This window comes from Pseudoalteromonas sp. NEC-BIFX-2020_002, from assembly GCF_013002825.1.
Classification (GTDB): domain Bacteria; phylum Pseudomonadota; class Gammaproteobacteria; order Enterobacterales; family Alteromonadaceae; genus Pseudoalteromonas; species Pseudoalteromonas neustonica.
In genome coordinates this window covers 76,389-87,902 of sequence record NZ_JABEPJ010000009.1, presented here as the reverse complement: position 1 = coordinate 87,902, position 11,514 = coordinate 76,389, and the positions used below count along the sequence as shown (strand labels likewise).

The window sequence follows — 11,514 nt, the reverse complement described above, 5'->3', positions numbered from 1 at the left end:
ACACCACAATAAAAGCACTTTGGGTTGGATGTTTTTTGACCGAAAAATGTTAGCCGAACCTATTTTTGGTCGGTTTTTTCTTAATCAATGAGCATTTATTCACTTTAATTGCTCGTTAGTTGGCTTTTTGTTCTATTTGACTTGAAATACCTAATCAATTACTGAGATAATCCCCTCCTTAATTTTGGGGCCAGGTCGTTAGGCGGGGTTTTATTTCAAATTTTAGAGTTCGTTTGTACTAAAAGATATGGCTGAGAAACGTAATATATTTCTAGTTGGTCCTATGGGGGCTGGCAAAAGCACAATTGGTCGTCACATTGCTGACCAATTGCACCTTGAATTTGTCGATTCTGATCAAGAAATCGAACGCCGTACCGGTGCAGATATTGCCTGGGTGTTCGATCTTGAAGGTGAAGAAGGCTTTCGACTTCGTGAAGAAGGCGTCATTGGTGACTTAACCGAAATGCAAGGTATTGTACTTGCAACTGGTGGTGGTTCCGTGATGAGTAAAGAAGTTCGAAATAAGCTTTCGGCTCGAGGTATCGTTGTATACCTAGAGACACCTATCGAAAAGCAAGTTGCACGCACGCAGCGCGACAAGCGTCGCCCATTACTGCAAACAGAAGAAGCACCTCGTGATGTATTAGAGCGCTTAGCTGAAGAACGCGAACCGTTATATAAAGAAGTTGCTGATTTTACTGTACGCACTGATGAGCAAAGCGCTAAAGTTGTTGCTAATCAAATCATTGAGAAATTAGATTTTTAAATACCAATAAGAAAGGATGCTAGCGATGCTTGAATTAACTGTTAATTTAGACGAGCGAAGTTATCCTATCTATATTGGTCAATCTGCACTTCAACAGACTGACAGGCTACTTCATCATATTGGTGATTGTCGACCTATCATTATCACTAATGACACCATTGCACCTTTATACTTAAGTGATGCAATGGCGTTATTAGCTGATTTAAATCCGCTAAATTTTATAATTCCAGATGGTGAGCAATATAAATCACTAGAATGGTTTGAGAAAATTTCAGCATTCCTACTTGAAAATAATTGTGGCAGAGATACCTGTTTAATCGCTCTTGGTGGTGGTGTTATAGGTGATCTTACTGGCTTTGTTGCTGCGTGTTATCAACGCGGTGTTCCGTTTATTCAAGTACCAACTACATTACTATCGCAAGTTGATTCATCAGTTGGCGGTAAGACAGCGGTTAACCATCCTTTGGGTAAAAACATGATTGGGGCATTTTATCAGCCACAAGCTGTGTTTATCGATACTAAATCATTGCATACACTTCCTGCTCGTGAATTTGCAGCCGGTATGGCTGAAGTCATAAAATATGGTTTAATTTACGATACTGAGCTATTTGGTTTTTTAGAAAGCAATGTTGCTCAGTTACAAGCTTTGGATGAAGAAACAATTCAGCATGTTATTTTTCGTTGTTGTGAAATCAAAGCGTTAATAGTTGCACAAGATGAAAAAGAAGCAGGTCTGCGGGCTTTACTTAATTTGGGTCATACATTTGCTCATGCAATTGAAGCTCAAATGGGGTACGGACAGTGGCTACATGGCGAAGCTGTAGCGACAGGTATGGTATTAGCTGTGCAACTTGCACATACGCGAGGTGATTTAACCGAGCAAGAAGTGATAAGAGTGTGTGACTTGATTAGCAAGTATAATTTACCTGTTGTGATCCCTGAGATTATGACTAGTGAGCACTTTTTGCATCATATGCGTAAAGATAAAAAGAATAAAAAAGGGACTATTCGTTTTATTTTACCTACTCAATTTGGCCAATGTGCATTGGTTGATGATGTCTCAGATCAGCAAGTCCGAGATTTAATAGGGCGCTAATGCAATCGCAAATCTTACCAAGCCGTGCGGCTTTGGTTGATCGTATTGCCCTTCAGTTTGAATACGGGCAAAGCCTTATTGCTCTGCTAGGCTCTTCAGGGCTTGGTAAAAGTTACCTTCTAGAAACCTTCATTACAGATAAATATAGCGACTTTAATAAAGCATTTGTTCAGCTATCGGCTCGAATGACCGACGTTCAATTAATGGGTGAATTACTTGAACAGAGCTTTCGTGCACCATTAATAGATCAAAACCTTAGTTTGTCAGAGAATTTTTATCAGCTTGCGAAGCAGCAAAATTGTGGTGCGTGTTTATGGGTTCTCGATGGTGGAAGACACCTGTCAGATGAAATGGCTGAAGAGTTAGTTAAACTTGCAAAGCAAAGCCCCACTACGTTGTATATCTTAGTTGCCACACAGGTTGTGGCACAATTTAGTAGCAGTGTAGAAATTCATCTTGAAGCGTTATCAATTGCTGAAAGTAAGCAGCTTATGAGCTGGTATTTTAAAGATCTCCCGATAAATGAAGATCCTGTTTTTCAAACTTTTTTGCATGAAACTCACGGTAATCCTAGTTTACTCTTAGCTTGGGAGCCGACCCTGCATAGCGCAAAAGTTGAACCAAAAGCGAAGCCATCATGGCCAATTCATTTAGTAACATTAATGCTGATTATTATGTTATTGATTATTGGTTTTTTATACCAGTCAGATATGACTCGTTGGTGGAAAGACGTTTATCAGGCGCAGCCTGAGCAAGCAATTCCTACTGCATTAAGTGTTAACACGTTTAAATCAGGTGCTGAGGATAGACAGAACACAGATGTAATTACATTGGCCGATAATACGGATAGTGAGCAGTTGCTTGTAGATGAAAGTATTGAAACAAAGAGTAGTAAAGTTAATGCTATCGCCAACGATACATCAATTGAGCTTGATGCAATTGAGTCACCCTCTGCCACTCATAAAAATAACGTAGCGGCTATTTTAGATAGTTTAGCCATAAGTGAGCAAAAGAAAGATCCAGTAAATATTGTTGAACAACCAAGCAAGGTAATCGACGTTTCGATTGCAGAATTACCAGCAGATAATGCGTGGTATTTATCACAAACGGACAACAATGTAGTTATTCAATTATTAGCCGTTACTCAGCAGTCTGTTAGTGAGCAATTTATTGCCCAACAGCAATTACAAGCAAATGCTAAAGTGTACCAAACATGGCGCAATGGAAAGCTGTGGTGGGTTGTCACCTATGGTAATTATCCAAGTATGCAAGCAGCGCGCGCTGTGTTACCAAGCCTACCTGAGCAAGTTCGTAAAAATCAGCCTTTTTATAAAAAAATTGCCAAAATAAAACAAGAAATTGCATTACTAGATCAGTAAATTAGTACTGATTAGTGTAAAATTGCGCTACACACGTTTGAAGTAAAGAGCCGATGCAGAAAAAGACCAGAGCCTTCCTTAAATGGGCCGGCGGAAAATACAGCTTAGTTGAAGATATTAGTGCCCGTTTGAATCTAGCGAGCAAGCATGCTGACACATTAGTTGAACCGTTTGTGGGTGCTGGTTCAGTATTTTTAAATACTGATTTTAAGCATTATATTTTAAATGATATAAATGCTGATCTGATCAATCTTTATAACGAATTAAAAAGCTCGCCAGATGAATTTATAAGTGATGCAAAAAAACTGTTTGTAGATCTTAATAACCATGCTGATGCTTACTATGATTACCGTGTGCAGTTTAATCAAAGTAATGACATTTATGAGCGTGCTATTTTATTTTTGTACATGAATCGTCATGGCTACAATGGTTTGTGTCGTTATAATCTGAAGGGAATTTTTAATGTTCCATTTGGTAAGTATAAACGTCCTTATTTTCCTGAAAAAGAAATGTACTTTTTTGCTGAGAAAGCGCAGCAAGCCACATTTACCTGTCTAGGTTATGATGATGTGTTTAAGCTAGTACCCAGCAATGCGGTAATTTACTGCGATCCACCGTATGTGCCTTTAAGTAAAACAGCGTCATTTACCTCTTATGCTAAAGGGGGCTTTAATTTAGATGATCAAGCGAACTTAGCCAACTTAGCTGAGCAAGCAGCCTTTGAGCAAAAGACACCGGTATTGATTTCGAACCATGATACTGTCTGGACGCGAAAAATATACAGTCAAGCAACGCTGAATGAAATTCAAGTAAAGCGGACTATCAGCCCAAAAGGTGGTTCACGCAATAAAGTAAATGAACTAATGGCTATGTATTTAGCACCCAAGTCACCACGCCATAAATAGCGGCTACAAAAAATACAAATAAAACAATAGCGATGAGAATAATACTCAATGGGGAGTGTTGTTTGAAGTCAGATTGGCGCTTTTTTTCAGATTGCACACCAAAAAAAGCCGCTACGACACTTTGTAGAGCATCGAGTAGTTGTCGCATTTAATTAAAAGTTCGGGCTAAGTGAGCGTGCTTTTTTTGGTTCATCTGAGCTGGTAAGCAATTCTAATAAATCTAAGTAATGAAATTGTGCACTACGGCTGTCGCCAGTGATCCAAGACATCCAACTAGACTCTTGTTCAAGGTGCATACAGTGAACAGGTACGACAGAGATAACCTCTGCATTGTTTTGGCAATGATTGGCAGCGATGATTACATCATCATTTTGAGAAAAATAGGTTACTGTTAAAGTAGTGACAACAGTAGCAATTAAGATCCCAGTTTTAAAAGCACGCATTTTATCTAACCCAAAGTGGTATGACTTAACCAAGCATACATAAAGAATGCTTAAATAACAACCTTAATTTATACTTAACAAATATAAATGTTTAATATAATTAATAGCTTAAGGTAAATGTAATGTTTTAAAAAAGTTGTTTTTTAATTGCTCTTTAGATATCTGCAATAGAGCATATGTTCTATATTGGGATGATCCTTGGGGATCTTCGCTATTTGGGTTACATTAGGCACATACATGCAATTTAGGCTGTGACTCATAAAGAGTTAGCCACAATCGAATCTATGGGTTTGTTTATGTTAGATACTTTGCCAAAATATTTAATCGCTCCGTCAATTTTATCAGCTGATTTTGCGCGATTGGGAGAAGATGTTGATCGTGTTTTAGCCGCAGGTGCGGACGTGGTCCATTTTGATGTCATGGATAACCATTATGTGCCAAACTTAACCATCGGCCCTATGGTTTGCAAGGCGTTGAGAGATTACGGTATTACAGCGCCAATTGATGTGCATCTAATGGTAAAACCGGTAGATAGCTTGATCCCGCAATTTGCCGAAGCTGGCGCATCCATTATTACTTTTCATCCAGAAGCAAGTGAGCATATAGATCGCACTTTACAGTTGATCAAAGATCACGGCTGTCAAGCGGGTTTAGTATTCAACCCAGCTACGAGCTTAAGCTATTTAGAGCATGTGATTGACAAACTCGATGTGATCTTACTTATGTCGGTTAATCCAGGGTTTGGCGGACAGAGTTTTATTCCTCATACTTTGGAAAAGTTACGCCAAGCACGAAAAATTATTGATGATTCAGGCCGTGCAATTCGTTTAGAAGTTGATGGTGGTATTAAAGTCGATAATATTGGTGCTGCTGCAGAAGCTGGTGCTGATATGTTTGTTGCGGGCTCTGCAATTTTTAATCAGCCAGATTATAAAGTGGTTATTGATCAAATGCGTGAGCAATTACAGGTTGTTAAATAATGAAATATGAAGCCGCTTTGTTTGATCTAGACGGCACCCTTGTCGATAGTGTGTATGATTTATATATAGCGATGAATCTGACTTTATCTGACTTAGCTTTTCCGATTGTAAGCCAGCGTTTAGTCGAAAGTTGGGTGGGTAATGGCATTGATGTTTTGGTTAAACGAGGCTTAAGTGGCGATATGCAAATAAGTGAGCATTTAGACTCAGCGCTTGCAGATAAAGCGATTGCACTTTTCTATGGTCACTATGAACAGCAGGTCGGCGAGTACAGCGTATTATATCAACATGTAGAAACAGGTCTGGCGGCATTACGCGGTATGCCAAAAGCGTTAATCACTAATAAAGCACGACGCTTCACTGAAAAGCTACTTGATAAGTTGGCTTTAACAAGTCATTTTGATGTAATAGTATGTGGTGATGATATGGCTAAAAAGCCGTCACCTGAGCCACTGTTGTTTGCTTGTCAGCAATTAAATGTACAAGCGAGCCAAGCAATTATGATCGGTGACTCAAAAAGTGATATTTTAGCGGCGCAAGCAGCCAGGATAGACGTGGTTGCGTTGACTTATGGTTATAACCAAGGGGAGAGTTTAAGTGATTATAATCCGCAGTACCTCTGCGGTACATTCTTAGATATACTACCGGTGCTTAATCAGCGGTAAACGACATTTAATTTTAGTATTTTAATTTTAGCAATATAAAGGAACATCATGAGTAAACCAGTAGTGTTAAGTGGCATTCAGCCAACCGGTGGTATGACAATAGGCAACTATGTTGGCGCTATTAACCAGTGGCTTAAGCTACAGGAAGACCACGAAAGTTACTTTATGCTGGTTGACTTGCATGCGATAACAGTACGCCAAGATCCAAAGTTGCTTCGGTCACGTGTATTAGATGGCATCGCGCTTTATGCCGCATGTGGTATTGATCCAGAAAAAGCCGCGTTATTTGTGCAATCACAAGTGCCAGAGCATGCACAATTAGGTTGGGTATTAAATTGTTATGCGCAAATGGGCGAGCTGAATCGCATGACCCAGTTTAAAGATAAATCATCAAAGCATGCTAACAATGTGAACGTTGGTTTATTTGCTTATCCGGTATTACAGGCCGCTGATATTTTGCTTTATCAAGCAGATCAAGTACCAGTGGGAGATGATCAAAAACAGCATTTAGAACTTACGCGTGATATCGCGACACGTTTTAATAATTTATACGGCGATGTGTTCACAGTTCCTGAACCTTATATCCCTGAGTTCGGCGCGCGTGTAATGAGCTTACAAGATCCACTTAAAAAAATGTCTAAATCTGATGAAAATCCAAATGGTTACATCATGTTGTTAGATGAACCGAAAAAGATCGAGAAAAAGCTGAAAAAAGCAGTAACTGATTCAGACGAGCAGGCACGTATTTATTTTGATCGTACTGAAAAACCAGGTGTATCTAATTTACTTACTCTTATGTCAGTAGCAACTAAACGTTCAATTGAAGAGTTAGTGCCAGAGTACGAAGATAAAATGTATGGTCATCTGAAAAAAGACACCGCTGATGCTGTTGTTAGCATGATTGAGCCAATTCAAGCGCTCTTTAAAGAAATTCGTGAAGATCAAACATTGCTTGATAACATCATGAGGACAGGAGCCGAAAAAGCCAGCGCACGTGCAGAGGTAACGTTAAAGGCAGTTTACAATGCACTAGGATTTATACCACGCCCGTAATCTCGTTAACTAATAACATAAAGCCAGATGCTTCCAACTACAACGGAACATCTGGTTTTTTTGTGTCTTAATAACCTGAAGTTTGGTTAATTCCAACTTTATTAATAACGAGTAATTCAACAGACTCGTTAGTTGTCATCAAGGGTTGAGCAATGTCTGATATTATATACCCAAGCCACCTCAAGATGCAGAATTCAGCGTTTCACAGGGGCTTAATATCAAGGCGTTACTTTGCAATAATGGCCGTCCCTTTTAATAAGTAACAACGATGAGAGTGAGCACCTGTGAAACGCCCAACAGGTTGGCTTAAAAGCGATTTATACAGCGTTATTGATTTTAACAATAGAACCACTATTATTTGCAATCAATGCCTTGCCTAAATCGCTTTTAATTCCAACTGAAACTCGCATCTTGAGGTGGCTTGGGTATGGATTTCGAGAAATTAAAAGATCTCATTAAAGCAGCCTCGAAAGCTACATTTGAAAATCTTAAAATTAAGCATCTTAATGAGACCTTAACTGGTTATGCCTTATGTACAGATGATGGAGCAATGACAATCTATCATATTGCGACTACACAACAGTGGGCTGAAAAAGGTGGTAATTTTGAATTGGAGTTTTCTCCAGTACAGTGGCAATACAGTGATAATGGCAGTTTTTTCGATGAAGCTTATGAACTTATAATGAAACGTGTGGAGCGTCAGGATGATGAAGAAAATGAGGGTAAATTCCAAGAGCTTGTTGATCGCACTTTTAGCATATTCGTTTCGGCTCTTCTTGAACTTCGAGCCGAAGGTGTTTTCTCTGAAAGCGTATTTTTATCTGTCTTAAGTACAGATCCGAGTGATCACATGCTTGAGCTAGAGAATAAAGCGAACAGGGAGCTTAACAGTTCCTTGTTGTTTTCAAAATGGGAAGTTTGGTGTGGGCAATATACCTAAACCACTTCAAGATGCAGACTTTAGGCTTCACGGGGTCTTAATAACAAGCGTTACTTTGCAACAATGGCAGTCCTTTTTAAGAAGTAACAACGTTGAGAGTAAGTCCCATGAAATTCCTAACGGATTGGTTTAAAAGTCTTATACTGCGTTATTGATTTTAATAATAGGATTCAAGCAATCAATGTCTTGCCTAAATCGCTTTTAATTCCAACGAAGCTCGTATCTTGTGGTAGGAAGCAAGCTCTAAATCTCATTTTCCACCACAAATTTTAACAAGGGTGAATTCTGCTTTTAATATATTTAGATAGGTTGATTCAATATATCGAAAATGGAAAGCTAGAGTTTCCTTGTTCTAACCGTCCATAACTGATTTTATCTATTGTCTTTAAACTTAAAGCGTTATCGAATCTTGAACTCAGAGATCGTAAAACCCTTATTTTAATAATAAGGGCTTTAAGTAATGGCCCGTATGTGAGCGCTCACATTCAGCGACTTCTTCTGGCGTACCAGCAATGAGAATTTCACCACCACCGGCGCCACCTTCAGGACCTAAATCAACAATCCAATCTGCTGTTTTTATCACATCTAAGTTGTGCTCAATGACAACAATTGTATTGCCATGGTCACGTAAACGATGCAAAACGACAAGCAGTTGTTCAATATCGGCAAAGTGTAGCCCTGTGGTTGGCTCATCAAGAATATACAAGGTTTTTCCGGTATCACGCTTTGATAGCTCTCGAGCGAGTTTAACTCGCTGTGCTTCACCGCCAGAGAGTGTGGTAGCAGCTTGACCTAAACGAATATACGATAAACCAACATCCATCAATGTTTTTAGTTTGCGTGCAATTGCTGGTATTTTATCAAAGTAGTCATGCGCATCTTCAACAGTCATTTCAAGTACTTGATGAATATTTTTGCCTTTGTATTGTACTTCTAAAGTTTCGCGGTTATAACGCTGCCCTTTACATACATCACAAGGGACATAAACATCCGGTAAAAAGTGCATTTCGACTTTGATTACGCCGTCACCTTGGCAAGCTTCACAGCGTCCGCCTTTAACGTTAAAGCTAAAACGACCTACTTTATAACCACGAGAACGTGACTCTTGTGTGCCGGCAAACAACTCACGAATACCTGTAAATATACCGGTATAAGTTGCAGGATTTGAGCGCGGAGTACGGCCAATTGGGCTCTGGTCGATATCAATGACTTTATCAAAGTGTTCAAGGCCGCTAATTGATTTATATGCAGCGGCTTCTGCGGTTGTGGCACCATTGAGCTCAGTATGTGCAAGCTTAAATAAAGTGTCGTTTATTAACGTTGATTTACCTGAGCCAGACACACCCGTAATACAGGTCATTAACCCAAATGGAATTTTTAAATCTACATTTTTAAGATTGTTGCCTGTAGCGCCAAATAACTCTAACCACTTATCATTAATAAGGTGGCGTTGTGCGGGTACTTCAATTTTACGTTTACCAGATAAAAACTGGCCAGTGACAGATTCTTCGCTTGCTAAAATATCATCACGAGTACCTTCAGCTATAACATAACCTCCATGCACACCAGCACCTGGACCAATATCAATAATATGATCAGCCGCACGAATAGCATCTTCATCGTGTTCTACGACAATAACTGTATTGCCTAAATCACGTAAGTGAATAAGGGTTTGTAATAGGCGGTCGTTGTCGCGTTGATGTAAACCAATTGAAGGTTCATCAAGTACGTACATAACACCGACAAGACCTGCACCAATTTGGCTTGCTAGGCGAATACGCTGTGCTTCACCACCTGATAAGGTATCGGCGCTGCGCTCAAGTGAGAGGTAATTTAAACCAACATTGATTAAAAATGACAAACGATCGCGAATTTCTTTTAAGATCTTTTCTGCGATCTGGCCTTTTTGACCCGTTAAGCTTAGCCCTTCAAAAAAGGCCATGGCTTCACCAATACTCATTGAAGTAATGGTTGGTAAATTAGTTTGACCTATAAATACGCTACGCGCTTCTTGGCGCAAGCGTGATCCCTTACAGCTTGGACATGCTTGGCTTGTTTGGTATTTTGCTAGTTCTTCGCGTACAGAGTTTGATTCTGTCTCGCGGTAGCGGCGGTTCATATTATTGAGCACGCCTTCAAACTCATGGTTACGGGTAATTAAATCACCACGGTCATTACGGTAGTTAAAAGCGATTTTGGTATCGCCAGAGCCTTCAAGAATTATTTTTTTAGCATCTTTAGTGAGTTCTTGAAAAGGGACTTCTAAATCAAATTTATAGTGATCGGCAACGGCTTGCAGCATTTGGAAATAATAAAAGCTGCGTTTATCCCAGCCCTTTATAGCGCCACCTGACAAACTAAGTTCCGGGTTTTGTATAACGCGATTAGGATCAAAGTACTGACGAACGCCTAAACCATCACAGCTTTGACATGCTCCTGCGGGATTGTTAAATGAGAACAGGCGCGGTTCAAGTTCACTCATTGCATAGCCACACGTTGGGCAAGCAAAATTAGCAGATAAAAGCAGCTCTTCGCTATCAGGGTCATCCATTGAGGCAATAGTTGCAACGCCTGATGAAAGTTCCAAGGCTGTTTCAAATGACTCAGCTAAACGTTGTTGTAGGCCATCTTTTACTTTAAAGCGATCAACCACAACTTCTATCGTGTGCTTTTTATGTAATTCTAAAGTTGGGGGATCTGATAGGTCACATACTTCACCGTCAATACGGGCACGAATGTAACCTTGGCTCGAAAGCTGTTCAAGTAATTTTACGTGTTCGCCTTTACGCTCTTTTACTACGGGAGCAAGCAACATTAATTTACTGCCTTCAGGAAACGCTAAAACAGTGTCGACCATTTGGCTCACTGTTTGCGCAGCAAGGGGTAAATCATGTGTAGGGCAACGCGGCTCACCAACACGGGCAAACATTAAACGTAAGTAATCATATATTTCGGTAATGGTACCAACGGTTGAGCGTGGGTTATGCGACGTTGATTTTTGCTCAATTGAAATGGCGGGTGATAAGCCTTCAATATGATCAACATCGGGTTTTTCCATTAAAGATAAAAATTGTCTGGCGTAGGCCGATAAAGATTCAACATACCGACGTTGCCCTTCTGCATATAACGTATCAAATGCTAAAGACGATTTACCTGAACCAGATAGGCCAGTGATAACAATTAATTTATCACGGGGGATGGTTAGGCTGATGTCTTTTAAATTGTGCGTTCGGGCGCCTCGGACTTCAATGTTTTCCATGCTATCTCGTTTCATTACCAAATTGATT

General features: G+C 39.7%; 11 protein-coding genes. 8 read left to right on the top strand and 3 right to left on the bottom strand.

Translation table 11 applies throughout. From position 1 onward, the window contains the following. Nucleotides 1–247: 247 nt before the first annotated feature. The 4 genes from aroK to HJP15_RS11725 are packed head-to-tail and all read left to right on the top strand — an operon-like array spanning nucleotide 248 to nucleotide 4,146. Nucleotides 248–766, top strand: a complete 519-nt coding sequence (aroK, locus tag HJP15_RS11740) for a shikimate kinase AroK (protein ID WP_054204874.1) — start codon at nucleotides 248–250, stop codon at nucleotides 764–766. Nucleotides 767–791: 25 nt separating this feature from the next. Continuing rightward, complete coding sequence (gene aroB / locus HJP15_RS11735) at nucleotides 792–1,862, top strand: 3-dehydroquinate synthase (RefSeq protein WP_170173850.1); 1,071 nt, start codon at nucleotides 792–794, stop codon at nucleotides 1,860–1,862. Beyond that, on the top strand, nucleotides 1,862–3,241 hold the full coding sequence (locus HJP15_RS11730; RefSeq protein ID WP_170173849.1) for an AAA family ATPase: 1,380 nt from the start codon (nucleotides 1,862–1,864) through the stop codon (nucleotides 3,239–3,241). Before aroB ends, HJP15_RS11730 begins: the two co-directional genes overlap by 1 nt. Nucleotides 3,242–3,294: 53 nt before the next feature. Then, a complete protein-coding gene (locus HJP15_RS11725; RefSeq protein WP_054204871.1) occupies nucleotides 3,295–4,146 on the top strand; it encodes a Dam family site-specific DNA-(adenine-N6)-methyltransferase in 852 nt (283 codons plus the stop codon). Here HJP15_RS11725 and HJP15_RS11720 read toward each other — a convergent pair. Both HJP15_RS11720 and HJP15_RS11715 read right to left on the bottom strand, forming a co-directional pair. Next, a complete protein-coding gene (locus HJP15_RS11720; protein WP_082355688.1) occupies nucleotides 4,109–4,294 on the bottom strand; it encodes a DUF2970 domain-containing protein in 186 nt (61 codons plus the stop codon). The two genes, HJP15_RS11725 and HJP15_RS11720, sit on opposite strands and share 38 nt — an antisense overlap. Before the next feature lie 4 nt (nucleotides 4,295–4,298). Further along, nucleotides 4,299–4,589: a hypothetical protein gene (locus tag HJP15_RS11715; protein WP_054204951.1), complete on the bottom strand. Its 291-nt coding sequence runs from the start codon at nucleotides 4,587–4,589 to the stop codon at nucleotides 4,299–4,301. Between the two features lie 296 nt (nucleotides 4,590–4,885). Here HJP15_RS11715 and rpe point away from each other — a divergent pair, with 296 nt between their 5' ends. The 4 genes from rpe to HJP15_RS11695 all read left to right on the top strand — a co-directional run bounded on the left by rpe (nucleotide 4,886) and on the right by HJP15_RS11695 (nucleotide 8,227). Beyond that, nucleotides 4,886–5,569 (top strand): ribulose-phosphate 3-epimerase, encoded by a 684-nt coding sequence (gene rpe / locus HJP15_RS11710; RefSeq protein WP_054204950.1) that lies wholly within the window; start codon nucleotides 4,886–4,888, stop codon nucleotides 5,567–5,569. Then, on the top strand, nucleotides 5,569–6,234 hold the full coding sequence (locus tag HJP15_RS11705) for a phosphoglycolate phosphatase (protein ID WP_170173848.1): 666 nt from the start codon (nucleotides 5,569–5,571) through the stop codon (nucleotides 6,232–6,234). Before rpe ends, HJP15_RS11705 begins: the two co-directional genes overlap by 1 nt. A 48-nt stretch (nucleotides 6,235–6,282) precedes the next feature. Further along, nucleotides 6,283–7,287, top strand: a complete 1,005-nt coding sequence (gene trpS / locus HJP15_RS11700; protein ID WP_170173847.1) for a tryptophan--tRNA ligase — start codon at nucleotides 6,283–6,285, stop codon at nucleotides 7,285–7,287. A 427-nt stretch (nucleotides 7,288–7,714) separates the two neighbouring features. Next, nucleotides 7,715–8,227 carry a DUF4303 domain-containing protein gene (locus HJP15_RS11695; RefSeq protein WP_170173846.1) on the top strand — a complete coding sequence of 171 codons (513 nt, stop codon included), beginning with the start codon at nucleotides 7,715–7,717 and terminating at the stop codon, nucleotides 8,225–8,227. 433 nt (nucleotides 8,228–8,660) lie between these two features. Here the strand turns inward: HJP15_RS11695 and uvrA are convergent, their stop codons facing one another. Next, nucleotides 8,661–11,486 (bottom strand): excinuclease ABC subunit UvrA, encoded by a 2,826-nt coding sequence (uvrA, locus tag HJP15_RS11690; RefSeq protein WP_054204865.1) that lies wholly within the window; start codon nucleotides 11,484–11,486, stop codon nucleotides 8,661–8,663. Nucleotides 11,487–11,514 lie beyond the last annotated feature (28 nt).

What these genes read in the sequence shown, in the direction of transcription:
- aroK (WP_054204874.1), top strand. Translation starts at nt 248, where the DNA reads ATGGCTGAGAAACGTAATATATTTCTAGTTGGTCCTATGGGGGCTGGC.
- aroB (WP_170173850.1), top strand. Translation starts at nt 792, where the DNA reads ATGCTTGAATTAACTGTTAATTTAGACGAGCGAAGTTATCCTATCTAT.
- HJP15_RS11730 (WP_170173849.1), top strand. Translation starts at nt 1,862, where the DNA reads ATGCAATCGCAAATCTTACCAAGCCGTGCGGCTTTGGTTGATCGTATT.
- HJP15_RS11725 (WP_054204871.1), top strand. Translation starts at nt 3,295, where the DNA reads ATGCAGAAAAAGACCAGAGCCTTCCTTAAATGGGCCGGCGGAAAATAC.
- HJP15_RS11720 (WP_082355688.1), bottom strand. Translation starts at nt 4,294, where the DNA reads ATGCGACAACTACTCGATGCTCTACAAAGTGTCGTAGCGGCTTTTTTT.
- HJP15_RS11715 (WP_054204951.1), bottom strand. Translation starts at nt 4,589, where the DNA reads ATGCGTGCTTTTAAAACTGGGATCTTAATTGCTACTGTTGTCACTACT.
- rpe (WP_054204950.1), top strand. Translation starts at nt 4,886, where the DNA reads ATGTTAGATACTTTGCCAAAATATTTAATCGCTCCGTCAATTTTATCA.
- HJP15_RS11705 (WP_170173848.1), top strand. Translation starts at nt 5,569, where the DNA reads ATGAAATATGAAGCCGCTTTGTTTGATCTAGACGGCACCCTTGTCGAT.
- trpS (WP_170173847.1), top strand. Translation starts at nt 6,283, where the DNA reads ATGAGTAAACCAGTAGTGTTAAGTGGCATTCAGCCAACCGGTGGTATG.
- HJP15_RS11695 (WP_170173846.1), top strand. Translation starts at nt 7,715, where the DNA reads ATGGATTTCGAGAAATTAAAAGATCTCATTAAAGCAGCCTCGAAAGCT.
- uvrA (WP_054204865.1), bottom strand. Translation starts at nt 11,486, where the DNA reads ATGGAAAACATTGAAGTCCGAGGCGCCCGAACGCACAATTTAAAAGAC.